This is a genomic window from Roseibacillus persicicus (genome assembly GCF_014651675.1).
Classification (GTDB): Bacteria; Verrucomicrobiota; Verrucomicrobiia; order Verrucomicrobiales; family Akkermansiaceae; genus Roseibacillus; species Roseibacillus persicicus.
This window is the reverse complement of record NZ_BMXI01000004.1, coordinates 289,527-313,546: the sequence shown is the minus strand read 5'-3', so window position 1 is coordinate 313,546 and position 24,020 is coordinate 289,527. Positions and strand designations below refer to the sequence as shown.

Sequence of the window (24,020 nt, the reverse complement as noted above, 5' to 3'; positions counted from 1 at the left end):
GTCCGCCTCACAAAGGGATTGGCAGGGCGCGTCGAACCCGCAAGACTCTGCCACTCATGTTGCAAGAAGGTTTGATTCTCAAGATTGATTGTCCCGACCAACCCGGTCTGGTTGCGAAGATTGCGGGCTATGTCGCGCAGTACGAGGGCAATCTGGTGGAGTTCAATCAGTTCACCGACAAAGAGGGCGGACGCTTTTTTGCCCGTTTGGAAATCGACACCTCCGGGATGACTGTGGGGGTTGAGGACTTTGTCACGGGATTCTCGGTGATGGGGAAAGCGGTGGGTGGCAAGTGGCACTTTCGACGTCTCCCCTACAAGATGCGGACTGCGGTTCTTGTGACCAAGACCGACCATTGTCTCAACGAAATTCTCTGGCGCACGCGTCTTGGCGAGATGCCGATTGAGGTGACCTCGGTGATCGGGAATCGCGAGGATTGTCGGGAGGTGGCGGAGCGCGAGGGATTGCCTTTTCATCACATTGAGATGAGCGAAGACAAGGAAGCGGGCTTTCGGGAGATCGAGCAGTTGTTGCAGAAGCAGGACGTTGAGTTGGTGGTCTTGGCGCGCTTTATGCAAATCGTGCCGCAGTGGATGTGCGAGACTTATGAGGGGCGCATCATTAATATTCATCACAGTTTTCTGCCGGCCTTCATCGGCGCGAACCCTTATCGCAAGGCTTTCGAGCGTGGGGTGAAGTTGATTGGGGCGACTTGTCACTATGTCACTGGCGATCTGGATGCAGGCCCGATTATTGAGCAGGAAGTGGCGCGGGTTCAGCACACCCATTCCGCGCACGACATGGTTCGTCTGGGACGCGACTGCGAGCGTTCGGCCTTGGCTAAAGGGATCCGCTATCACGTACAGGACCGGACGATTATTCACGGTCGCCGCGCGATTGTCTTTGGGGACTAACGGAGAGATTTGGGCAGATTCCGGCCTTCTCCTTTGCGGTCTAGAGATTTTCTGCGAGAGGGCGGAGGAGATAGCCGATGGCGTAGGCTAGACCGGAGGCAAAGGCTCCGATGGCGAGGGTCTCCACGAGGCCGGAGAAGGTTCTTTGTCCCACTACCCGGGCCTTAAGCGCTCCAACCACCGCGAAGGAAATTGCGGTGAGAATGCAGGCTGGGAGGAAGGGGTTGCCGATGGCTCCGGGCGACGCGAAGTCCACGAAGTAGGCGAGTAGAGGGATGACGCCAATGATCAGAAAGGCAAAGAAGGTAGCCAAGGCCGCCTTCCACGCGGCAGGGCGATCGGGGGTGATACCGTGTTCCTCTAACAGCATCGTTTCCAGCCAACGCTCTTTGTCCGCAGTGATCACCTCGACCACCTTTTCCAAAGTCTCGCCCTCGAAGCCTTTTGCGGCGAAGATTTGGCGGACTTCCTCGCGTTCCCCTTCGGGATGAAAATCGATCTCGTGCTCTTCCTCTCTCTTGGCCCGTGCCGCAGCCTGGTTTTCCGCCCGGGTGCCGAGGAAGTTTCCGGATGCCATGGAGAATCCGTCAGCCAACAAGTTGGCTGCACCCATAATGATGACGATGCCCGAGGGGAGACCAGCCCCCGCTACCGAGGAGACCACCGCGAAGGTGGTCACCGCTCCATCAATTGCTCCGTAAATGGAGTCTTTGAGGAAGTCTTGGCTGGAGCCTTGCGAGATCCGATCCCGAATGGCTTCGGGAGTGTGCTCGGCTTCGTGATCGGAGTGATGGGACAAACGGTTGGGGGAGCTGTTCGGTAGAGACGGAGAGATGATCAGAAATAAAAACTAGAGAATGTCGCCGGGGGTGTAGCTGGCGGCATCGGGATGCTTGGCGACAACTTCGGCCACGGTTTTAACGAAGCTTTCAATCTGCGCGGGAGCATTGCCGGTGTTGGTCTTGTTCGCATCGAGGAGGCTCTCCAAAGCGGGCAAGTCGAGAGGCAGACGGTCATCGGCAGCAAGGCGCTCGAGGAGATCGTTTTTGGTCAAGCTTCCCCCACGCAGGTCCGCAACGGTGGCGAGGGCGTGCTCCTTGATGACATGGTGTGCGGTCTCGCGGCCGACTCCTGCCTTCACTGCCGCCATCATGATGGTGGTTGTGAGGAGGAAGGGGAGGTAGTGGAGATTCTCTTTCTCGATCACGGCGGGATAGGTGTCCATCTGATCGAGAACAGTGAGCAAGGTTTCGAACAATCCGTCGGAGGCAAAGAAGGCATCGGGTAACATCACGCGCCGCACCACGGAGCAAGAGACGTCTCCCTCGTTCCACTGATCGCCGGCCAGGGAAGAAGCCATCGCGAGGTGGCCTTTCAAAATGGCATGGAAACCGTTGATGCGCTCGCAGGAACGCGAATTCATCTTGTGGGGCATCGCTGAGGAGCCGGTTTGGCCGGGGGCAAAGCCTTCCGAGGCGGTTTCGTGACCTGCCATGAGACGGAGGGTTTTGGCAAAGGAGGAAGGACCACTCCCGAGTTCGACCAGAGAGGAGACCACGGCGAAATCAAGTGAGCGTGGGTAGACTTGGCCCACGTTTTCCCAGACATCGGGAATGCCGAGGTGGCTGGCGAGGCTCTTTTCCAGTTGGGCCACTTTGGCGGAATCACCATCAAAGAGCGAGAGCTGGTCGAGCTGGGTGCCGACCGCGCCCTTGAGCCCACGCACGCAATAGCTGGCAATGAGATGCTCGAAGCGGCCGAGGGCATCGATGAGTTCCTCCCCGAACATCGCCAATCGTTTCCCAAAAGTGGTGCTTTGCGCGGCGACGTTGTGGGTGCGGCCGGTGATGACGAGGTCGCCGGTCTCAGTCGCGAGTTTCGCGAGGCGGGCCAAGGCAGCGACGGTTTTGTCGCGCATCAGAAGGAGGGAGCGATAGACTTGGAGCTGCTCCACATTTTCGGTCAGATCGCGCGAGGTCATGCCCTTGTGAAGTTGTTCGTGGCCGGCGAGGTCATTGAACTCTTCGATGCGGGCCTTCACATCGTGACGGGTGATGCGCTCGCGGGCATCGATGGATTCGAGGTTGATTTGATTTTTAACCGCCTCGTAGGCCTCGAGGGCTTCGTCGGGAATGTCGAGACCGAGGTCTTTCTGGGCGCGGGCGACGGCAAGCCAAAGCTCGCGTTCGAGCAAAATGCGGCCTTCGGGAGACCAGATATCTTTCAGGGCGGGAGAAGCGTAGCGTTCAGCGAGGACGTTCGGAATCATGTGCGCGGGAGTCTGGACAAGGATTTTCAGGAGGGAAAGCTTTTGGGGAGAGGTTTTTTGGCGAAGGACTTTGAATGACGGGCCGGGGAGGGGAGAAATTGGAGAGACTGTCAGGGGTGGGAATCTATGGGTATTTCCTTTTCCCTGGAAAAAGTAATGAATCTGAGTAGAGAATTTTGCTGGGCGAGGTTTCCCCGCCAAGTTTCCGCAAAACCTTGAGGACAAACGATTCTGGGGCCGAAATTGCTCTCAATTCGGGTGGCGTGGCGAACTTGTTTCACAAATCTGCGAATATCAGCTTGAAGTATCGCATTCTTTTCGGCACTTGCGTCTCAGCTATGGATTTTCCCACAGACGGCTTTGAAGGATTGGTATTTGATTTGGATGGAACCTTGGTTGACTCAATGCCAGCTCACTTCGAGGCTTGGTGTGAGGCTTTGTCCCAAGTCGGAGCGGATGGGGTTTTTGGCGAGGACGTTTTCTACGCCATGGGCGGACGTCCCACCAAGGACATCGTGGTTCAGCTGAATGAGGAATACGGCCTGAAGTTGGATCCGGACACTGTTGCCTTCGCCAAGAAGAAGGCTTTTCTCGAGCGGCTCGACCAAGTGACGCTCAATGAAGAAGTCGTCGAGTATGCCAAGACTTGGCGCGGCAAGGTGCCGATGGCGATTGCCACAGGTGGTTCCCGCTTGGTTGCGGAAAAGACTCTGCAGGTTCTCGGGCTTTCCGACCTCTTTGATGAGGTGGTGACTGCTGATGATGTGACCAACGGCAAGCCGGACCCCGAAGTCTTCCTTCAGGCTGCCGAGCGCATCGGTATCGAGCCTACGAAATGCGTCGCGTTCGAGGATGCTGCTCCCGGCATTATGGCTGCTCAATTGGCCGGAATGCAGGTTGTGGCCGTTCCCGCGCCCATGCATTTGGTGTGATAGGCGGGCGATGCCATCTTAGTTGCACTTCGGGCTTGATCATCGTCGCCCAGTTCCCTTCATTCGCCCATGGCAGAGCCCATTCTAGGCCTTTCTTTTGACGACGTCCTTTTAGTCCCGCAGCGAAGCAGTGTGCTTCCCAATGCGGTGAGTTTAAGTAGTACCCTAACCGCTGATATCGAACTCACTTCACCTGTCGTTTCGGCAGCGATGGATACGGTATCAGAGTCCGAACTTGCCATCGCACTGGCCCGCGAAGGTGGGATCGGGGTGATTCACCGGGCTTGCTCCATCGACGAGCAGGTCGTGATGGTCTCCCGCGTCAAGCGCTCGGAGAACGCGGTGATCCACCGCCCTGAAATCGTAACCAAGGAGATGAGTGTCGGCCAGGTCCGGGACTTGGTCGAGGAGCGTGGTTTCTCTGGCTTTCCGGTGGTGAGCAGCGAGGGAATTCTGGAAGGAATGGTCACTGGCAGGGACTTGCGTTACTTTGACGGTGATACCGAGAAGGTCGCGGAAGTGATGACCCCTGTTGATCGTCTGATAACGGGTGGACCGGATACCGGAATGGAGGATGCCCGCCGGATTCTTTACGAAAATCGCATTGAAAAGCTGCCCCTCGTCGATGCTACTGGAAAACTAGTAGGTCTCATTACCGGGGCTGATATTGAAAAGCGGATCACCTATACCAGTGCGGCCAAGGATCCGGACGGACGTCTCCGCTGTGGGGCGGCTGTGGGGGTGGGTCCAGACTTTTTGGACCGTGGAAAGGCGCTTATGGAAGCCGGGGCGGACGCTCTTTTCATCGATGCTGCTACCGGTCATACCGACCGTGTGATGCATGTGATTAGCGAGCTGCGCTCGCTGGGCGAGCTTCCTGTGATTGCGGGCAACGTAGTGACTGAGGCAGGAGCCCGTGATTTGATTTCGGCTGGGGCCAGCGCGATCAAGGTCGGAGTCGGCCCGGGTTCAATCTGCACCACCCGCGTGATTGCGGGGGTGGGGATGCCGCAGTTCACCGCCATCCGCAATGTGGCCGATGTGGCCCGCGAGGCGGGGGTGCGCGTGATTGCCGATGGAGGAATCCGTTACTCCGGAGATGTGGTCAAAGCATTGGCCGCTGGCGCGGACCTGGTGATGCTGGGATCTCTGTTGGCAGGAACTCGTGAGAGTCCGGGCAAGACGGTTCACTATCAAGGTCGTCGCTTTAAGACCTATCGCGGGATGGGATCTCTGGGGGCGATGAAAAAGGGAGCGAGCGATCGCTATAGCCAGAACAGCAGTGGCAAGCTGGTTGCGGAGGGGGTCGAAGGTCGGGTGGCCTACAAGGGGCCTTTGGCTGATGTTCTTTTCCAACTGATGGGAGGGCTGCGATCGGGAATGGGTTATGTGGGAGCCAATAGCTTGGCTGAACTGCGCGAGTTCGCGGAGTTCGTTCGCATCACCCCGGGCGGATTGCGTGAAAGTCACGCACACGATGTCACCATCACAGAGGAACCAACCAATTATCAGCCTCTGGGCGGCTAGTTCTAACAAACAGATTTTTTATGGAAGAAGTGAACCACGTCGCGGTGCTGGATTTCGGCTCGCAGTATACTCAGCTCATTGTCCGTCGCGTCCGCGAGTTGGGCTATTTCGCCAAGCTCTACCGGCCCGAGGACCTTTCCCGGCTGGGTGAACCCGGAGCGATCATTCTGTCGGGGGGGCCAAAGAGCACCGCTGATGCCGATGCTCCCGATATCGATTTCGCAACACTCGACAACTTTGGCGTTCCCGTGCTGGGAGTTTGTTATGGGATGCAGTTGTTGAATCTGAAGTTCGGAGGAACGGTCGAGCCGAGTGATCGTCGGGAGTATGGTCCGGCCCAGCTTATTCCGACAGAAAAGACAGGACTGTTTGCCAATCTATCCGAGCGTTCACAGATCTGGATGAGTCACTCCGATACGGTGAAGAATCTCTCCGGAGAAACCAAGGTCTTGGCCGAGAATCAGCACGGAACTCCAGTCAGTCTGGGCTGGGGAGATCGTTTTTACGGTATTCAGTTTCACCCCGAGGTCACCCATAGTCACGAGGGCACCCAAGTGCTGCGGAACTTCCTTCACCTCGCGAAAGGTCTCACCGAGTTTCGTATCGAAGACATGAAGCGGGACTTGCTTGCCGAGATCCGGGAGCGGGTTGGCGACAAGCAGGTCGTTTGTGGGGTCAGTGGCGGGGTTGATAGTACGGTGTTGGCGGTTCTTCTGAACGAGGCCGGTATCAACATGCGCGCCATCTTCGTGGACCATGGTTTGATGCGGAAAGATGAAGGGGTGGAGGTTCGCAAGAACTTCGAGCGCATGGGAGTGCCCATCGAGACCATCGATGCCAGTGAACTCTTTTTCGAAAGACTTGAAGGGGTGGCCGAGCCTGAGAAGAAACGCGAGATCATCGGCAACCTGTTCATCGACGTCTTCTGGGAAGCGGTTGGGAACGCCGAGTTGTTAGCTCAAGGAACCCTCTATCCGGATGTCATCGAAAGTGCCTCGAACGAAGGCTCCAAAGCTTCCAAAATCAAGACTCACCACAATAGGGTGGATCGGATTTTGGAGCTTCAGAGACAGGGCAAAGTGTTGGAGCCTCTGGCCGAGCTTTTTAAGGATGAAGTGCGCGAGCTGGGCATTTCTTTGGGCATCCAGCCCGATATTGTAAATCGTCATCCTTTCCCTGGACCCGGCTTGGCCGTGCGGTGTCCGGGAGTAGTCGATCGGGAGCGGGTCCGTATCATTCAGGACGCCGATGACATCTTCATTGGCAAGCTGCGCGAGCATGGTTGGTATGATAAGGTGTGGCAGGCCTATGCTTGCCTCATCCCAGTCAAGACAGTGGGAGTGAAAGGCGACGAACGGAGCTACGAGTGGGCGGTAGGTCTGCGCGCTGTAATTAGCGAAGATGCCATGACCGCCGATTGGGTCGAACTGCCTTACGAGATTCTCCGCGAGACCAGTCACCGCATTCTCAACGATGTGCCCGGTGTCAACCGGGTGCTTTACGACGTCTCCACCAAGCCGCCGGCGAGTATCGAATGGGAGTAAATGAGCGGGTGAAGGACGGAAAGGGGGCTGGTATGAATCTCATTCTACCCGCGCTCCGTTCTTTTCCTTTTGCAAAAAGCGTTTAACCTTTTCCCTCTATGGAAGAAATGGACCTCGGCCCCCAGCCGCTTGACAAACTGATGACCGACTGGGGTCTGACCAATCATGAGCTGGTGGAAATTTCCACCGAGCAATTGACCCACAAGCAAGTCCAGCGGGCTCGCAAGGGGCGTCGTTTGACGTTAAAGATGATGATGAAGGTCACACGGGCCTTCAATGTTACGATCTGGCATGGCTTGAGCAAAGAGGAGAAGGAGGCCTACTTCGAGTACGGCTGGAAGCATCTTTTCAACTACGCCAAAGGCTACGATTCCGAATTTGTCGATCCCAACGAGGAGCTCAAAGCCAGCCGGACTTCAGCTCCGCAGGAAGACTGAGGTTTGTTCAGTCGCAGCGACCTTGTGAGGAGGTTCCGGGTGGAGCTTATTTGAAAAACTCGCGTAAGGCTTTTTTCTCGTTCGGGTGAAGGTCGGGCGCGATTTTCCAGATTAGCTCGCCGCCTTCACCGAGGTCTTCCACCGCACCTCCTTCGCGCACGCCGACTTTGCTTTTGTCGACATTGTGCTCACCGTCTTGCAATTCTAACAAATCTCCGGGGAGAGTGTTGGAGAGGTCACGGGATTCGAGTCCTTCCAATCCTCCGATTCCGAGTTCTTCACCTTCCTGTCCGAGCACTCCCGGGGCGGTTCCGGGTCCCCGGTTGATTCCTCCTTGGCCGGGACCGTTCTGGCCGGGGCCATTTTGACCTGGTTCGTTCCCTTGGCCCTGACCGGGTTGACCGCCTTCTTGCATGAGTTCGTCGAGCCATTCGTCACCTTCGCCTTCACCTTCACCGGGCTGGGGTTGGCCGCCTGCTCCTTGCATCTTCTGGGCTTGTTCGCGCATGTTCTGACGCAGTTGATCCAGTTGTTCGGGGGTGAGGTTGCCGAGCTGGTTGGGGTCGATGTCGCCGAGTTGTTTGAGCAGCTCTTTGTTCGGCTTCATGGCTCCGTTGTTCATCTTTTCCAGAGATTGGTCGAATTCGTCGAGGAGTCGCTCGCGGGTTTCCGGGGTCATTCCCTGGCTGTGATTTTGCAAAGCATTGAGGGCTCGTTCGGCCTTGCGGACATCGCGCTCCAGCTCTTTCAGTTGTTGCTCGTGGGCCTCCTTCAGGCTGTCGGTGGCTTCGAGGGCAGAGTGGTCGAACCATTCTTCCTTGGGCTGCTCGCGGAGCTCTTTGACCTTCTCTTCGATCTCGTCGAGATACTCTTCGTCAATGACCTCATCCTTGCGCAGTTCGTCGATACTGGCCTGCAGGGATTGACGGTTGGCGGGCTCCTCGGGAGGGGCCGCGTTGGGGTCGTTCTTTGCTGAGATGGGTAGTAGAAAAGCGAGTGAGAGAAGGAACAAGGTGGCCAAGGGGGGCACGAGAAGGCGGGGCCAGTTCCATGAAGTGCCGTCCGAGCTTTCGGTGACGGCTTTGGGCCAAGGGGCGATTCCGTGGCGTGCCGCAGTGAGGGAATTGTTAAGCTTCATCGCGGCTTCCAATCTCACCAGGGCGGTGTCTTGAGTAGTGAAGTGGCGGCGGGCAACCAACCAGGCAATGAGGGCCACGCTGGCGAGCACCCCGGCCGCAATGGCTAGGGAAGGGGCCCACGGGAAAATGGTCCATTCCCGCCGCGCCAACATGATGAGGCAGGCGCCAAGCAATCCCGCGATGAGGAGTGGGAGAGAAAGCTTGTCCAAGAACCAAGCCCAGTTGAAGCGCCGCGCGGTTGTCTTTGCCATACGCAGCCAATTGGATTCCGGATTTTCGCCAGCCATGGACAAAAACTAGCGTGTTCTGGGGAAAAGTCGAAGGATGAAATGAGCCCGCTTCGAGCGTGATCAGGTGAGCTTCAAGCTCGCCAAGTCCTGCGAGTCGACGAGTCCGAGGACCTCTTGCGAATCAGGATCGAGGACGATGAGGTCGTCGATATTGCGCTCAGCGACGAGGCGGACGGCTTCGGCGGCGAGGGCTTTGGCGGAAATGCTAATGGGCTGGGGAGTCATCAGGGTGGAGACCGTGCGGGAGCCGACGTCGGGTTGGTTCTGAAAGGAGCGGGCAAAGTCGCCGTGGGTGAAGATGCCGCCCAGTGAGCGGTCGGCGTTGAGGACGATGGCGGCCCCGGACTTGGCGCGCGTCATGGCGTTGAGAGTCTCGAAGACGGTATGATCAGGAGTAACGATGGCGAGACGGTCGCCAGTCCGCATGATTTCGCCAACCGTCGTCAGCAGGGCGCGACCGAGGGAACCGCCGGGGTGGAATTGGGCAAAGTCTTCCGCCGTGAAGCCACGCGCGCTCATCAGAGCCATCGCGACGGCATCGCCAGCTACCAGCATGGTCGTGGATGAAGAGGTGGGGGCCAGCTCCAGCGGACAGGCTTCCCTTGGGACCGAGGTGTCGATGATATGATCGGCGTGGGTCGCGAGGGTGGAGCGACGTTTTCCCGTGAGGGCGACCAGACAAGCCGAGCGGCGTTTGAGATAGGGAAGCAGGTCGAGTAACTCGCTGGTTTCGCCCGAATAGGACAACGCGATCACAGCGTCACCCTCCGCCAGGAGGCCAAGGTCTCCATGGAGGGCGTTCTGGGAATGGAGCACGACGGCGGGAGAGCCTGTCGAGGTCAGGGTTGCGGCGATCTTGTGGGCGATGTTTCCTGATTTGCCAATCCCGACGAGGACGATCTTTTTCCTACTATTGAGAACGGTGAGCAGGCCTTCAATTGCGCTGGCAAAGGTCTCATCCAGGCGAGCTTCGAAGGCTTGCAGGGCTTCCGCCTCCAGTCGAATGACTTGGCGGGCAATGGAAAGGTGGTCGCTCACGCCGTTAGTTTAAGGGGAAGTGAAAGGACTGGCAAAGGGTGGCTGGGTCTTTTTCTGCACGCTTAGGAGCTGAAGTATTCAAAAGCCTTTTGCGCGAGAACGCTGACGAGCAGGGCCCAGCCAAAGCTGAGAAAGGTGCCGATGATGATGTATTCGGTGACTTTGCGTTGGCCGGGATCCTTGATGTCTCCGAAGCGGAGGATGGACTTGGCTGCGACGAGAAATCCGATTCCACCAGGGTGACCGACGAGAATGAAAAGGAAGACTAGCGAGCGCTCCAGATATCCGATGATTTTTCCGCCGTCCTTGAGCCCGTCGAGGGAGTCGCCGATCTCTGTGGAGAAGCGTTGGGTTGCCTTGGAGATGAGGGTGCCGCCCGCTGGCACGAGGAGGATAAAGGCGGACAAGGTGATCATGGCTTTTAGATAAAAAAGCCCGAGATCGAGGTCCCCGGTATCCAGCCAGAAGGAGTCGCCCACGAATTCTGGCATCTTCAGCGCGATCACGAAGATGACGAGAAGGTGGAGGCCTTGATCGATGAGGAAGCTGCGCAGATTATCGGGAAAACGATAGGTCTTGAGCGCATCCAGAAGGAGGTGGGTGGCAAAGACAATAGCAAGCACGAGGGGATGAAAGACGCCCAGAATCAAGCCGGTGACGAGGGTGACCACGGCCACATGAAGCACGAGAATCAGAGGCTTCTTTTTGTTCGCGACCATGGAATTGGTCTGGCAAACGAAGTCTCCGAGGAGGTGTCCGGTCAGGAGGAGAATGAAGGTGACGAGCATGAAGTCAGAATGGTCTAAGGTGAGAGGCAAGCGGGCGGGGTTGCAATCGAAAAGGCAAATGAATATGGCTGCAATTGGGAAAGCAAACGAATATGGTTGCTTAGGGGCGGGCCTCGATGAGCTTGGTGAGAGAATTTTCGAACGTCTCCACAGCAACCTCGAGGGCGCTTCCTTGAGCGCTTTCGACGGTGGCGGTTACGGTCTGGCGAGTGACGGACAACTGATTGGCGATCTCCTGATGGGTTGGCTTGTCGGGATGGAGGAGAAGGGTCATGACTTCGGCCTGGCGTTGAGTCCAGCGGGACAAATAGCCGTCGCAGAGTTGGGCTACCACAGGGAGCCACTCGCTGAGAATTGCTTCTCTTTCCACCGCGATGGCGATGGTAAGGTCGATCTGTTTGGAGAGATTGTCCAAGGCGTGGCCGGAAAGCTGAAAGCTCTCGCCGCTGGATAAAGAGATTCGCGTGGTCTCTATGGAATCAACCGAGCCCAAACCGATGGCGACCCGACTATCGGAGAGCCCCTGGTGAATCAGTTTGGCGCGCAGATAGAGAGCGGCTCGCAGACCAAACTGAGGCTGGACCAAGGCCGCCTGCCAACTGTCTCCACGGAAGAATTCCGCCGATCCCACGATAACAGGCGAGTCGGACGGAGCCCACGAGTCGAGCTCTCGCACCGAGGCCAGCACCAGCTCGCGAACTTGATCGAGTTCGTCAGGAGATAAAGACGACGACTTGATCAAGTCGCCAGTGAGAACCGCGAGGAAGGATTTTTCGGCCATCGAGGCCTATTTAGTCCAAGGAGATGGTCTTTGGCCAGCCCTCATACTGCTTGGCGTCGGGCTTGGTGACATCGGCAAAACGTGGCCAGCACTCGAAAGTGACATCTTGAGCTGACTTATCAAACCGAATGAGCCCCCAGCCATCGCCCCAGCCATTCGGATCGGGATTACCGCCTTCGCGAAGCATCGAACGATCATTCGTGGGATTCGCATAGGCGTGCATCGTGATCTTATTATCAAAGCCGTCCTTGTAGTCGCCGACCCAAGGGAGGGTTGACCCTTCCGGTGCGTTGGGGCCCGCCTTCTCATCCTCCGGCCACCACCAACGACCGTAGTAGGTGTTCACGATGGCCGGAACGACGAAAGCCCATGGACCGTCCCCGTGTTCGTTGATTCCATGCTGGATCAGAGTGGCCAGATGTTGGTCGCCCGCGATGTGGACGGCATTGGCCTTTTGAATCAATTTCAGCGCTTCGTTACGCCCCGTTTGCGGCCAGCCATTGGAATCCATATCGGCGTGCAGGCGGTTGTCCTTGGATCCATGCAAGTGGGCCCCACCACAGAATCCTGTTTGAGAAAGGACAGCCTTCATCGCGACGCCCTCGGTGTCGTCGGACCAGTCTTCCAGGAAGTAGAGCTGACGGTCACCGAGCAGTTTGAGACCTGGCACGTCCACAACCTGGGGATCATAGTTCTCGTCACGAATATGATCCGGACGAGGCCCTTTCATGGGGTGGCGTCCCATGGGACCGGTCTTGAATTTCCGGTCTTCCAGGATCGCGAAGTCGACTCCACCGAGAATCAGGTTGGTGTAATAGACCCCGATGCCTTGCTCGACGGGAGTGGGGTCGTAGGGATCGGGCAGGTGACCACACTGTTGGCGCTCCACCATTTTGACATACTCGGGGTGATAGATGTAACCGCCATCGTGGCCGACCTTGGTATTCGATTTCTTTCCATTCTCTCCCCATAGGTTGCCCTGTCCAATGTCGTGATCGTCGGGAATGGTGACGCAGGGACGGCTACGGAAAAGCTCTTTGAAAGCGAGGCCGAACTTTAACCACGCTGCGGTGTGTTGACGATGGTCATAAGATTGATCCCCGGCAAAAAAAATCAGGTCGGGGTCCTGGGCATTGATGCTGCGAGTGTATTCCTCGCGCAAGCCACGGTCGCGATTGGAATTGCACGACAGGGCGGCGAGGACGATTTCCTTTTTGCCAATGGGATCCTTGCGAATCAATCCCTCGAACGAGGCTTTTTCCCCATGAAGCAGACGATACTTCACATCCTTGGTCATATCCCAGTCCGCAATGCGAAATGAGGTCGACCAGCCGATGTCGTTAATATCCTGGCGGCCGATCTCCACCCACTTGCCGTCATCATCGATTTCCAGACGCACCGTGCGCGTTTCTTTCGGGTAGAGGGGATAGAGTTGGGCCGTCAGCTTGAGAATCCCATTGCTGGTCGTGTAGATGCCAAAGGCCACCGTCTGGTCGCGATCAACCCGTAGGTCGATAATGTTGGTAGGCTTCTCGTTCCACCAATCATCGGTCGCAAAAGAATCTTCACCTTGTTGGAAGGGAGCCTTCACGGGAGGTTCGCCGAATTCATCAGCCGCCAACAGGCTGGTGGTAGCCGCGAGGTAAAAAAGAGTTCTGGGAATTAGCATACACAAGATAACGTCTGTAAAAGCCTGCCTCACACCAGAAAAAACCATTTTCTCGGGCATGAAGGTCGAAGCCACAAAAAAAGACGCCCTCGGGCGTCTTGAAAGGTTCCGTGCATCAGGACGGAGTCGGTCGGCTTGGAGCCTAGGACTTGTAGCGAAGGCGCTTTTTGTGGCGGTTCGCGCGCATACGCTTCTTCCGCTTATGCTTATTGATTTTTGTTTTCCGGCGTTTCTTTAATGAGCCCATAAGGTGTTTTCTTAGGTTGGGGTTCTTACTTTCTTAAGAGTGATTCAGGGGACAATTTTGTTCAGGGGGAATTCAATAATACCCTCTGCTCCCAAAACTTTCAAGTCAGGGATAATTTGACGGGCGATCGACTCGCAAATCACGGTTTCGACCGCGACCCAGTCCCCATCCGCCAATGGCGAGACGGTGGGTCGACGAAGGGAAGGAAGGATTTCCAAGACGGGTTCGAGCGCGCTCTTCGGGAGATTGAGCTTGAGGCCAACCTTGTCGCGGGCTTCCAGCGCCCCCTTGAGCATCATGACGATACGATCCATTTTTTCTTTTTTCCAATCATCGCGATAAGCGTTGGGATTGGCGTAAAAATGGGGGAAAGATTGCAGTAGCTCATCAACGATACGCAGCTTGTTGGCACGGAGAGAGGAGCCGGTCTCGGTGACGTCCACGATGGCATCCACCAAGTCGGGCACCTTCACCTCGGTCGCACCCCAGGAGAATTCCAGTTTTGCGGAAACTCCCTTTTCAGCTAGATAGCGTTCGGTGATTCCGACTCCCTCGGTGGCAATGCGCTTGCCTTCGAGGTCTTGCACGGTCTGGATCTCAGAGTTCTCCGGGACGACCAGCACCCATCGGGTCGGGCGGGTGGAAGCACGGGAATAAGGTAGTTCGGCCAAGTCCTCCAAGTCGACTTTGTTCTCATAGACCCAGTCGTAACCGGTGATGCCGCAATCGACAAAACCCTGGTCAATGTAGCGTCCGATTTCCTGCGCCCGAATCATATAGATATCGAGATCAGAGTCATCGGAAGAAGGGCGAAGGCCCCGGTCGGAAGAATAAATATTGTAGCCGGCCTTCTCAAAGAGCGAGAGGGTCGGTTCCTGGAGGGAGCCTTTGGGGAGGGCGATTTTCAATTGCTGACTCACGGCGGGGCGGGGTTGTTATCACCCGAGGCTGATTAAGCAAGAACTAACCGACACCGAAAGAAGACATGCTTTTTGCCTCGGAGGGCAAGGCTCTCGTTGGAGTCTCGAAGGCGAGGAAGACCGATTCCTGTTCTTCTTCCAGTGACCTGCCTGTCACAGACAGGATTAAGCTTTGTTGACCACAAGGGCTGACTGAGTAGGATTCCGCTATCAGAATATGAGTGACGCTAAGCAAGCAGAAGAAGTGCTGGATTCGATCCTGGGAAAACTGGGGTTCGCCTACAGCATTGAACAAGAGGAGAGTGAGGAGGGGACCGTGCTCCAGATTCGCACCGAACAGGGGAAATACCTGATCGGACGGAGCGGAGACCGTCTCGACGATATTCAATACCTCGTGAATCGGATTTTGCAGAAAAAGAATCCCGACGCCGCGCGGGTGCGCATTGATTGCGAGGATTATCGGGTCGAGCAGGAGCAAAAGCTTTGTGAAACGGTCCTCGAGGCAGCCGCCAAAGTGAAAGAGACCGGCAAGCCGTTTCGCCTGAAGCCTTTGAACGCTTACTACCGGCGTATTGCCCACAATGCGGTGGTCGACGATCCCGAGATCGAAACCACTTCGCCGGGAGGGAATGATCGCATGAAGCGTATCACCCTTCGTTTGGCTGGTTCCTAGATTCCTGTCCATGGACGGAATTCTGGTTATTCTCGTGGCCACGGCGGTGGTTCTGGGAATCTGTTATTGGCGTTGGAAGAAGCGCAGCCAGCGGCGCAGGCTGCTGGCCACTTCGACCTTCAGCGAAGAGCAACATCAATGGGTTAGACAGAATTGGAAGCTCTGGGACGAGCTGCCGGAGGGCCTGCGCACCGAGATTGAGGGGCTGGCCCTCGTTTTTCTCGATGAGAAGGTCTTCGAAGCCTGCGGGGGACTCCTTGATGTCACGGACGAGATGCGCACCGTGGTTGCAGCCCAGGCCTGCCTGTTGTGGAGCAATCAACGGGGAGCTCCCTATCCTGCGCTTCGGGCAATCCTGATGTATCCCGACGCCTATCGGGTCAAGGATGACTACGGGATGGAAAGCGTTCGTCAGGGAGAGAGTTGGAGCCGGGGAACGGTGGTGCTGGCTTGGAACAGTGTGCGTGGCGGGGGACTGAATGACGAGGATGGACACAATCTTGTCCTTCACGAATTCGCCCACCAACTTGACACCGTCAATGGGCCGGCGGATGGCTTTCCTGAGTTGCCTCCGAACGCGGATTTCGAGAGTTGGCCCAAGGTCTTTGGGCGAGAGTTCAAAACTCTCTGTGATGACGTCGACAGTGGGCGCAAGACGGTGATGGATTCCTATGGCACAACCAATGAGGCCGAGTTCTTTGCCGTGGCAACCGAGACCTTCTTTGAGAAGGCGCGGAAGATGGAAGAAGAGCACCCAGAGTTGTATCAACTCTTGAGCGACTTTTTCGCCACTGACCCAAAGAGTTGGTCATCATATCTGGCGATGGGTGAACTTTAACCTCTGTTAAGGAGTATTTTGTATGGGGTTGAAAGCTTTGAGAGATAAGGGATCTGGCCTCCATTCCTCTCGCAAGACAGTGAGGTAGTCGTCTTTTTTTTGAAAAATGCATGTCAGAAAGAGGATTCTCTGCACCTGACAGGCGTGCCTATAAGAGATTGCCTTAAGAGGTGAATCTAATGAGCGCTTCCCCATTCCGCACGACAACCGAGTCTTTCATCGAGGCTCCCGTTCCTGTGACGCCCTCATCCCTCCAAGAGATGAAAAAAAATCTCGAGGACGTTCCGTTCGAGGCGGGTGTCCACGATTTCCCCACTCCCGAGATGGCCTTCGAAAGGGAGAGAGACTCTGAACCTTTTGCACGTTCAAAAAATTGGTTTCACAAGCTTTTCAAAGGTCGCGCCGAGCGCCGGATGCGTGAGGAGCAGCTGGCCGCTGAGCTGCAGGATCTTCGCGCCAGCTACGCGGGCCTCCTACACAGCACGGAAGATATTCGTGACCGATTCGAACTGGAGACGGAAAGCCGGCACAATGTGGCCAAGGCTCTGAGCCCGTTTCCTGCTGCGGTAGCCGGGATTGAGCGTCTGCAGACCCGGCAGGAAGAAGCCAGCGAGATTCTGACCTCCATCCGGGAACGCATCGGCAGCACGGTTGAGCGTGACCAGAAAATGCTAACTTCCATGGACGCCATCCACGGTGGGGTGAATGTGGTGCAGTCCGGAGTTGAGAAAGTGAATCAAGCAGTTGCCGGTTTGGCCGAAAATCAAATGACGGCCGTGGCGAGCGTCGGAGATTTGGGGAGCCGGATGGATGCCCACTTCGAGAAAGTGGCCGAGGCTGCCAAGCAAAATACCGAGCGTCTGGAGCAATCCAGCGATGACGTTCTCACTGTTCTTCGCCAAATGGAGCGGAACAGCCAGCGTGGACTCTGGATTTTCGCGACTTTGCTGGCGGTTCTCTTTGTCGCATTGGTATGCTTTTCAGCTAAAATGAGTCAACTGGAAGCAACCCAAACTGAGATTCCGTCTGCAGGAGTTGCGACCGGCACACCGAGTGAGAGTGAGTCTTACGCCGCGAGTGATTCCGACGCCCAAGTATTGGTGGACGAGTTCGAGTTCTAATTGATTGACCTACCGCAATCAGGGCTCAGAGGCAACCGTTGAAGCCTTGCTCAAGATCTCCATTCTGCGGGAGAGAAATTTGATTGGGCTGCGGGTTTTCGCTTCTGCCCTTTACCGGCGCTTTGAGCCTGAATCGTTAGCTCCTTTTCTTTGAGCCTGGCGGGCTTGTTCGGCTTGGCGTCGAGCGGCCTCTTGTGCTTCCCGCTGTTGCCGTTGTTGTTCGGCCGCGCGCTGGGCTGCGGCCTGAGCTTCACGCTGTTGACGTTGCTGCTCTGCTTGACGCTGAGCGGCCTTTTGAGCCTCCTCGAGTTGACGTTTTTGTTCGGCGCGTCTTTGCGCGGCGGCCTGCTGGGCGGCCTTTTGCGCTTCCCGTTGTTGGCGTTGCTGTTCGGCTGCCCGTTTGGCGGACTCTTGGGCTTCCCACTGCTGGCGCTCCTGGATTGCCCGTCGCCTGTCCATGTCTTGTTTCTCTCGCTGGCGGCGAAGTTCTTCCGCTTTCCGTTGGGCGGCTTCGCGCGCCTCCTGCTGTTGCCGTTCTTCCACGGCGCGACGTTGTGCCGCAGCGGCCGCTTCACGCTTGGCTGCCTCTTGGGATTCCTTTTGCTGGCGCTCTAGGTTCATGCGACGTCTGTCGGCATCCTTCTTTTCTTGCTGCCGACGCAGCTCCTCGGCCTGCCGTCTGGCTGCTTCGTGTTGTTCCTTTTCGCGCTGCTTCTGCTGACGGGCAGCCTCTTCACGTCTCTTGCGTAATTCTTCACTTCGCCTTTGATCCAATGGCAAGTGATTCGGGCGCGACTTATGGCGGTTTCTCTCGTGGTGAGCTCTCTGTCGGGCGAGTTCCTGTTGCTGAAGAACGAAAGCAATTCGTTGCTGCTCCTCGCGGAATGCGATTCGCTGTCTCTCGGCTTCATCCCGACGGAAATTGGCTTCATCAATGCGACGCTGTTCGGCCAAGTTTGCCTCGAGCTGGGCGAGCGCGGTCTGTTCACGCCGCATTTCTTCCTGGAATTTTCGCTGCTCTTCAGCGGAACGGGCGAGCTCAGCCTGATGTTGAAGCTCAAGAGCCAAATTCTGAGAAGCGATGAGCTCCTGCTGCAGTTTGGCCTCTTCGGCCAGCCGTTCCTCTTCCACTCTGGCCAAGGCGAGACGCTCTTGCTCCAGGCGCTGGGCGGCCAGTTGTTCTTCTCGCTCGAGTTCCCGCTGCTCGACACCAAGCCGGATTTTCTCCCGGTATTCTTCCAGCTTGAGGGCGTTGGCCAGACCCGGGTTTTCATCTTCCCCGGCTGGAGAAATCTCTTCCGGCAACTCGGTCTTCTGGAGCTGCTGGGATTCCGCCCTCTTTTGACTCGCGAGAGAATCGTTGCGGAGCTCGACCAGACTCAGAGTGATCAGCACACCAACACCCATCGCCAAAATTCCCACCAACGCCATCTTCCCATGAGACTTCATAGAACGTTGAACGGGGGATGGGCTGGGGTATTCAAAAAAAAGAGAAAGTGCGCCTGTAGTCGGCGGGCTTTCTCAATTCAGCTTGCGCAGGGTCCGAACGCTTAGAGTTCGGTGAAAAGTTTTTCCTTGGGGAAGCGTGACTTTGCGAGCTCGGCGTATTTGTCCTCTGAAGAACGGTAGCCTAGAGCGCAGCAGACAGTGGCTGTGAGGTTCTTGGCTGGAAGGTCGAGAATCTTATCGTATTCCGCAGCCAAAAATCCCTCGATTGGGCAAGCGTCCACTTGGAGAAGGGCTGCGGCGTCCATCAACCTTTGCAGGGCTAGATAGGTCTGCCTCTTGCACCACTGCACCCGAACCTCGGGAGTCATTGCGCTGATGAAGTCCACCACGACGTCACGGTAACCCTTTAGGGATTCGACGGTGACATTGCGTTGCTCTGCGGTTGAGGCGATGAATTCTTCCACGAAGGCCGCATCGATGTCGGTGCGAGTGCAAAGAACCACCATGTGGGAGCTGTCGACGACTTGCTTCTGCCCCCAGCTGTGAGGGAGAAGTTGCTGCCGCAGGTCACTGCTGGTGATGCTGACAAAGTGCCAAGGCTGCAAGCCGAATGAAGAAGGGCTGAGTCGCATGGACTCCTGCAATGTGTGCCAGGTTTTCTCGGCAATCTTTGCCCCGGGATCGAAGATCTTGGTCGCGTAACGCCAGTTGAAGGATTCGATGAGTTGTTCGTCGGTCATAATATAGGATGTGGATGTTTTGAGGGGCTCTTCAGTTGTTCACTTCCAATGGTAATGAAAGTGAAGGGAAGTCCGTTAGGGTGAAGCCGAAGAGCACTCCATACTCGTCTTGATCCAGATTATCGCGAGTGAAAACTCCCATCGTAAAGGCCCATGAGTCGAGGTTGCGATGGAGCGAGTATTGCTGGAACTCGAGCGTGCTGTCTGCAAATTCCCACCGGTGGGTCGCTCCAATTCCCCATTCTTCATTGATGCGATGATAAGCCCGGAATTCCAACCTGTTCGAGTCGCTCAGGATTGGGTGTCCCTGCAGGTAGCGATGGGTGACTCCGATTTCGGTATTTTCGTTGGGCATGAATTCCAGCCCGGTGGCTACTTCGGTGAAATTTGAATCGGAGAAAAGGGGGAGCTGGGTTTCGACCGTGAGGTCCAGCCAGGGAAGGGGAGACCAGTGGACGTCGGTATAGAGATTGGAGACGCTACGGTTGAACTCCGGATCCTCTCCAAACACGTCGATGTAGGTGTCCACTTCCAGCCACTGATGTGAGGAGCCATCCCTCCTGGTCAAGAGGCGATTGCGAGCACCGAGGCGGAGGATTTTCCAGTCGGTCAGATCGTCAATCGCTGCGAAACGCCCGGGGTAGAGGGCCCGCGGTCGGGTAGAGGCAGTGAGCTTGTCGATGGGGCGGAAGGTGGCGTCGAGAGCATCGGTCTTGAGAATCGTCGCGGTGGTATAGGGTTGAAAGACGTGAAGGGCCGAGTCGAGTCCCAAGGGCTTGGATATCCAATCGGGATAGCGCTTGGTGAACTTCAGGGAAGCATCCACCGATGCGCTGAAGTGAGTGCGGCTCTGCGAATCGAGTGGTCCTTGAATTCCTTCGTAGCGGGTGTGCCCCATGCCCACCCGGGGGATCACGTGGAGCCCGGAATCGAGCTTCATTGGCAGAGACAGCTCGTGGTAGGTGTGGAAGCGAGCGAAGCCGGTATTGGCGAGAAAGCCCTCGATGGTGTTCCGCCGCGATGCCGAGGTGCTCGGGTCATCGTATTCGGCCCGAAGATCATCCTCGACATAGTCGGCTAGTTCTTCGCGGTAGAGTCCGATTGTATTCTGGCTTTCATGCAGGATGGCAGAGCCAAAAAGGGGCCTGCGAATTTGGTCGAATGCGACTTCGGGGAGCCTCTGGTCGCTGCGATAGTGCTCATTGATTCGCAGGCGGGTCCACGCCGTGAGCAGGTGATTGTCATCCCAGCTTTGGGAAAGGGAGAGGGTGTTGTCGGGCTGAAAGTCGGTGGTGAAGTCTTTGGTCCGGTAATCCTCCAGGAAGAACCGATCCGACAGCAGGGTCATGTTGATGTCGGCGTGCCCTTTCGCGCCGGGAAGGGCGTTGACCTCGGCACGTTGGCGGACCTGCAGGCGATAGCGCTCACTTTGGTCGAAATTTGTGCGGGGCTCGGCCGAGCGCCGTTCGGAGGGATCGAAGTCATGGATGTAGTATCCGGAGATAATTCCCAAATTCGGATTCGCCTTTTGAGCATAGGATTCCACATCCAGGCCAAGACCAACTCCTCGTTGGCCGTATAGGTCACCATGCCAAGTGAGCTGGTGGGTCGGGTCGCTCAAGAGTCCGGTTCGGACATCACGCAATCCTCCGAAATCATGTGAGTATTGATTGAGTAGGTAGGGGCCCCAGTTCGAGCGAAATCCGGGGGTGGGGCGATAGTTGAATTCTCCATCAAACTTTTGAGTCAAGCCCGGGAGCCAGAGTATGGGTCTTCCTCCCGCATAGAGCCTCATATTGCGAAAGCGAATTCTGTCGTCGGGGAGCACGGTGACTTCCTCGCCGCGAAGCCAGAAGTTCGGGGTCGCTGAATCGTGGGTGGTCACTCCGGCATTAGTGCCTTGGTAGTAATTTCCCTCCGGGCTTTCGATTGCGCGAAAGTTGCCCGCCTCCAACAGAACAGGAGCAAATGAGGTCCGTAGCTGGTTGGTGGAGAGTTTACGGGTGTCGTAGTTATACGTCACCGAGTCGCTACGGTGCAGAGCGGTCCCTTGGTAGGCGGAAACATCTCCGGAAAAGACGATGCTCTTGGTAGCCTCCTCAATGGTCGCTTGGTCAGAATAGACCTCGATTCCGTTGGTCGTTCGCAGCCTGACGTTGTCGAGCATTTTGAAAGTGAATGAGTCTTCGTTTCCATCAGCTTTCTCCGCGATGGCACGGGTGGACAGGATGGTATCGCCCTTGTCGGTGACGACCCGAATGTTGCCAGTCGCTTCCAAGTTCCCAGTGTCCATGAGCTTCTCAATGTCAAACCTTTCAGCTCGCATAGTGAACCCGGAGGGAACGACTGTGGACGGTGTAATGAGACCTTCCGCCACCGAAGGGGTGTCGGTTTTTGGGAGGGTGGGGGTGGTCTGGGAAGGGGCGTCCGACGGGGTCTGCCCCAATGAACCTTGGACCAGCCAAATCGAGAGAATGTGAAGCCTGAAGAAATATCCTCTCACCGGACAAGTGTTGTTGGTTGGAGGGATGTCTGTAAAGGCCGACTTTCTCCTTGTGGGACATAAGAGAGGTTGATTAGCGTAAGTTAGTTATGAGGAACACTTTGCTACTAACTTTCATTTTGGGAACGGGCTTCGCTTCGGGAACGATCACCTTTGCGGTCAATTTTACTCCCAATGCGGACGCAAACTACACCGCTGCCGAGAAGCAGTTCTTTCAAGATGGGGTAGACTTCTGGTCCAACATCATTACTGGATATCAAGATGGCGTTTCCCGGACTTGGACTCTGGAAGTGGACTCCTTTTCGCAGGCCTCATCAGGAGGAGGAGTTCTTCTCGGTTCTGCGGGACCCAATGGTTTGGGGTTTAGTAACTTTGTAGCGGACGCGAACACCAGCAATAATCGGTATATTCTGGCTCTGGGTGGTCAGGCTGAATTCAATACCCATCCCGACGCGGGTGCCCTGAATCCTCTCACTGTGAGGCATGAGATCGGCCACGCTCTCGGGATTGGCACCCTGTGGGAAGACAATGAAGTCTACTCTGATGAGGTAGGTGGAAATAGTAATCGAACTCTGGCAGGAGGGGTGGCCGGGCAATACGTGGGTGCTGCGGCCCTGGCCGCCTATCAGGCTGAGTTTGATCCATCCGCGACCTATATTCCGATTGAGCTCGATGGGGGAGAAGGAACTGCAAACGGCCATTGGAACGAAGTGCTCGACAATTTTGCTTCTGAGAATTCCCCGGGATTCGATAGCGATCCGGGCGATGGGAGTGCTGCTCTAACCGTTCTCTATGGCGACAACTTTGGTGAGTCGTTAGATGACGAACTAATGACTGGCGTGTTGAGTGGCAGTGGATACCTGAGTTTCACGTCCATTGCTTCGCTCCAGGACATCGGATTCACCATCGTGCCCGAGCCGTCGTCTTTGGCTCTCTTGAGTCTGGGTTTATTGGGTATTTTGAAGCGTCGCCGCTAGCGAGGGGAGTGGTTCGCCTTAATTCATTGGCGGTGAGTTAGTAGGGATGCGGTCGAAAGGCAGGTGATCTTGGTTTGCTGACTGCAAAAAAATGCATTTTAAATTTTAAGGGGTTGACTGTTAGCATTTCTTTAGTGTTTTCTGGCGGGGCCCCCTTAAATGAAATCATTAATAGTCCCCGTACCCAAGTTCTCGACATTTTTTCTAACAGTTACTCTAACAAGCTCCGTAGCCAGGCTCTCGGCTTTCGAAATCGTTGTCGACTACAGTTATGATACCAATAACTTCTTCAATACTCCCGAGCGGCGTGAGGCCTTGGAAGCGGTAGCGGCTCGCTATAGTCGGGTGATTAACAGTAATCTTTTGGGAGTTTCTCCCAGCGGCACTGATACCGGCACCGGTGAAGGATGGCGATTGGGTTTCACTCACCCGGGGACGGGAGATACCATTCAAATCAGCACTGCTGCAGATGATAAATCAGACCCACTGGTAGCGCGGGGCTTGTCCGGGGCGGATGTTTATGGCTTTGAAGGACTGCAAAAGAACCAGTGGATTCTCTATGCGGGAGGAAGGGCTCTGTCTTCTGCGGGACTGGGAGGAACCGGGGGCGGCACAAATTTTTCAGGGGTTTTCAATGATATCGATGGTCCCTACCACCGGGGCTTCGATGACAACACCCCAACTGATAGCGGTAAGGATCTTCCCCGCTGGGGCGGAGCGATAACTTTCAATACCGCGACCGCCTGGCATTTTGCCTTGGACCAAGTTGCCGGATCAGGGCTGGTGGATTTTTATTCCATTGCTCTTCACGAGCTGGGACATGCTCTGGGGCTTGCTTCAGATTGGAACCAATTGCCTCACAATGGAGCAGGTGGCTATACCGGAGCCAGCGTTTTGGACGAATACAATCAAGCCAACAACACCTCCGCTACCTTCCTTGATCTCGATTCCAGCGATGACTTTCACTGGAGCGACGGGAGTTACGATTCACCCATTTTCGAGTATGGAGACCCCAATCTAGTCGGAACCGTAGGATTGGGACAACCTCAGGACCTCCTGATGGAACCTGAAGCGAATCTAAATTCGGTGCAAAGGCGCTTGGAGCTCACCAATATGGACGTTGCGGCGCTCCGTGATGTGGGTTGGTCGGTGATCCCCGAGCCATCCTCGCTGAGCTTGCTCGGACTTGCTTTGGCATTCAGTTTGAGAAGACGTCGATAGTGG

At 56.1% G+C, this 24,020-nt stretch carries 22 protein-coding genes; 10 read left to right on the top strand and 12 right to left on the bottom strand.

The window, feature by feature from the left end:
• Positions 1-56: 56 nt before the first annotated feature.
• Positions 57-914 carry a formyltetrahydrofolate deformylase gene (gene purU / locus IE099_RS06905; protein ID WP_189568735.1) on the top strand — a complete coding sequence of 286 codons (858 nt, stop codon included), beginning with the start codon at positions 57-59 and terminating at the stop codon, positions 912-914.
• A 40-nt stretch (positions 915-954) separates the two neighbouring features.
• Here purU and IE099_RS06900 read toward each other — a convergent pair whose 3' ends face one another.
• Both IE099_RS06900 and purB read right to left on the bottom strand, forming a co-directional pair.
• Complete coding sequence (locus tag IE099_RS06900) at positions 955-1,713, bottom strand: VIT1/CCC1 transporter family protein (RefSeq protein ID WP_189568732.1); 759 nt, start codon at positions 1,711-1,713, stop codon at positions 955-957.
• A 51-nt stretch (positions 1,714-1,764) separates the two neighbouring features.
• Complete coding sequence (gene purB / locus IE099_RS06895) at positions 1,765-3,183, bottom strand: adenylosuccinate lyase (protein WP_189568729.1); 1,419 nt, start codon at positions 3,181-3,183, stop codon at positions 1,765-1,767.
• 338 nt (positions 3,184-3,521) lie between these two features.
• On the opposite strand from purB, the gene IE099_RS06890 reads away from it, so the two are divergent.
• The 4 genes from IE099_RS06890 (at position 3,522) to IE099_RS06875 (ending at position 7,623) form a co-directional block, all read left to right on the top strand.
• Positions 3,522-4,115 (top strand): HAD family hydrolase, encoded by a 594-nt coding sequence (locus IE099_RS06890; RefSeq protein ID WP_189568726.1) that lies wholly within the window; start codon positions 3,522-3,524, stop codon positions 4,113-4,115.
• A gap of 69 nt (positions 4,116-4,184) precedes the next feature.
• Positions 4,185-5,642 carry an IMP dehydrogenase gene (gene guaB, locus IE099_RS06885; RefSeq protein WP_189568723.1) on the top strand — a complete coding sequence of 486 codons (1,458 nt, stop codon included), beginning with the start codon at positions 4,185-4,187 and terminating at the stop codon, positions 5,640-5,642.
• Positions 5,643-5,671: 29 nt separating this feature from the next.
• Positions 5,672-7,186 carry a glutamine-hydrolyzing GMP synthase gene (gene guaA / locus IE099_RS06880; RefSeq protein WP_189568789.1) on the top strand — a complete coding sequence of 505 codons (1,515 nt, stop codon included), beginning with the start codon at positions 5,672-5,674 and terminating at the stop codon, positions 7,184-7,186.
• 98 nt (positions 7,187-7,284) lie between these two features.
• Positions 7,285-7,623 (top strand): hypothetical protein, encoded by a 339-nt coding sequence (locus tag IE099_RS06875; protein ID WP_189568720.1) that lies wholly within the window; start codon positions 7,285-7,287, stop codon positions 7,621-7,623.
• Positions 7,624-7,669: 46 nt separating this feature from the next.
• Here the strand turns inward: IE099_RS06875 and IE099_RS06870 are convergent, their stop codons facing one another.
• The 7 genes from IE099_RS06870 to hisG form a co-directional block, all read right to left on the bottom strand.
• On the bottom strand, positions 7,670-9,049 hold the full coding sequence (locus IE099_RS06870) for a hypothetical protein (RefSeq protein ID WP_189568718.1): 1,380 nt from the start codon (positions 9,047-9,049) through the stop codon (positions 7,670-7,672).
• Positions 9,050-9,112: 63 nt separating this feature from the next.
• Positions 9,113-10,090 (bottom strand): KpsF/GutQ family sugar-phosphate isomerase, encoded by a 978-nt coding sequence (locus IE099_RS06865; RefSeq protein WP_189568715.1) that lies wholly within the window; start codon positions 10,088-10,090, stop codon positions 9,113-9,115.
• Between the two features lie 62 nt (positions 10,091-10,152).
• Positions 10,153-10,878 carry a DUF3307 domain-containing protein gene (locus IE099_RS06860; protein ID WP_229809424.1) on the bottom strand — a complete coding sequence of 242 codons (726 nt, stop codon included), beginning with the start codon at positions 10,876-10,878 and terminating at the stop codon, positions 10,153-10,155.
• Positions 10,879-10,978: 100 nt separating this feature from the next.
• On the bottom strand, positions 10,979-11,659 hold the full coding sequence (locus IE099_RS06855; RefSeq protein ID WP_189568709.1) for a KEOPS complex subunit Pcc1: 681 nt from the start codon (positions 11,657-11,659) through the stop codon (positions 10,979-10,981).
• Between the two features lie 10 nt (positions 11,660-11,669).
• A complete protein-coding gene (locus IE099_RS06850) occupies positions 11,670-13,328 on the bottom strand; it encodes a metallophosphoesterase family protein (RefSeq protein WP_189568706.1) in 1,659 nt (552 codons plus the stop codon).
• 142 nt (positions 13,329-13,470) lie between these two features.
• Positions 13,471-13,575: an AURKAIP1/COX24 domain-containing protein gene (locus IE099_RS21080; RefSeq protein WP_133796641.1), complete on the bottom strand. Its 105-nt coding sequence runs from the start codon at positions 13,573-13,575 to the stop codon at positions 13,471-13,473.
• Between the two features lie 44 nt (positions 13,576-13,619).
• Positions 13,620-14,495: an ATP phosphoribosyltransferase gene (gene hisG, locus IE099_RS06840; protein ID WP_189568702.1), complete on the bottom strand. Its 876-nt coding sequence runs from the start codon at positions 14,493-14,495 to the stop codon at positions 13,620-13,622.
• A 217-nt stretch (positions 14,496-14,712) separates the two neighbouring features.
• Between hisG and IE099_RS06835 the strand changes: the two genes are divergently transcribed.
• From IE099_RS06835 to IE099_RS06825, 3 genes are all read left to right on the top strand, one after another.
• On the top strand, positions 14,713-15,168 hold the full coding sequence (locus tag IE099_RS06835; protein WP_189568699.1) for a Jag family protein: 456 nt from the start codon (positions 14,713-14,715) through the stop codon (positions 15,166-15,168).
• Between the two features lie 10 nt (positions 15,169-15,178).
• Positions 15,179-16,006, top strand: coding sequence for a M90 family metallopeptidase (locus tag IE099_RS06830; RefSeq protein ID WP_189568696.1), 828 nt, complete (start codon positions 15,179-15,181; stop codon positions 16,004-16,006).
• 179 nt (positions 16,007-16,185) lie between these two features.
• On the top strand, positions 16,186-17,127 hold the full coding sequence (locus IE099_RS06825; protein ID WP_194598373.1) for a hypothetical protein: 942 nt from the start codon (positions 16,186-16,188) through the stop codon (positions 17,125-17,127).
• A 111-nt stretch (positions 17,128-17,238) separates the two neighbouring features.
• Here the strand turns inward: IE099_RS06825 and IE099_RS06820 are convergent, their stop codons facing one another.
• The 3 genes from IE099_RS06820 to IE099_RS06810 all read right to left on the bottom strand — a co-directional run bounded on the left by IE099_RS06820 (position 17,239) and on the right by IE099_RS06810 (position 21,819).
• The gene (locus IE099_RS06820; protein WP_189568690.1) at positions 17,239-18,576 is read right to left on the bottom strand and encodes a hypothetical protein; all 1,338 of its coding nucleotides are present in this window, start codon (positions 18,574-18,576) and stop codon (positions 17,239-17,241) included.
• Between the two features lie 101 nt (positions 18,577-18,677).
• Positions 18,678-19,316 carry an NAD(P)H-dependent oxidoreductase gene (locus tag IE099_RS06815; RefSeq protein ID WP_189568687.1) on the bottom strand — a complete coding sequence of 213 codons (639 nt, stop codon included), beginning with the start codon at positions 19,314-19,316 and terminating at the stop codon, positions 18,678-18,680.
• A 31-nt stretch (positions 19,317-19,347) separates the two neighbouring features.
• Positions 19,348-21,819 (bottom strand): LPS-assembly protein LptD, encoded by a 2,472-nt coding sequence (locus tag IE099_RS06810; RefSeq protein WP_189568684.1) that lies wholly within the window; start codon positions 21,817-21,819, stop codon positions 19,348-19,350.
• Between the two features lie 89 nt (positions 21,820-21,908).
• Here IE099_RS06810 and IE099_RS06805 point away from each other — a divergent pair, with 89 nt between their 5' ends.
• Both IE099_RS06805 and IE099_RS06800 read left to right on the top strand, forming a co-directional pair.
• Entirely contained in the window at positions 21,909-22,796 is an 888-nt protein-coding gene (locus IE099_RS06805) for a PEP-CTERM sorting domain-containing protein (protein WP_189568681.1), read from the top strand.
• A gap of 159 nt (positions 22,797-22,955) precedes the next feature.
• A complete protein-coding gene (locus IE099_RS06800) occupies positions 22,956-24,017 on the top strand; it encodes a PEP-CTERM sorting domain-containing protein (RefSeq protein WP_189568678.1) in 1,062 nt (353 codons plus the stop codon).
• Positions 24,018-24,020 lie beyond the last annotated feature (3 nt).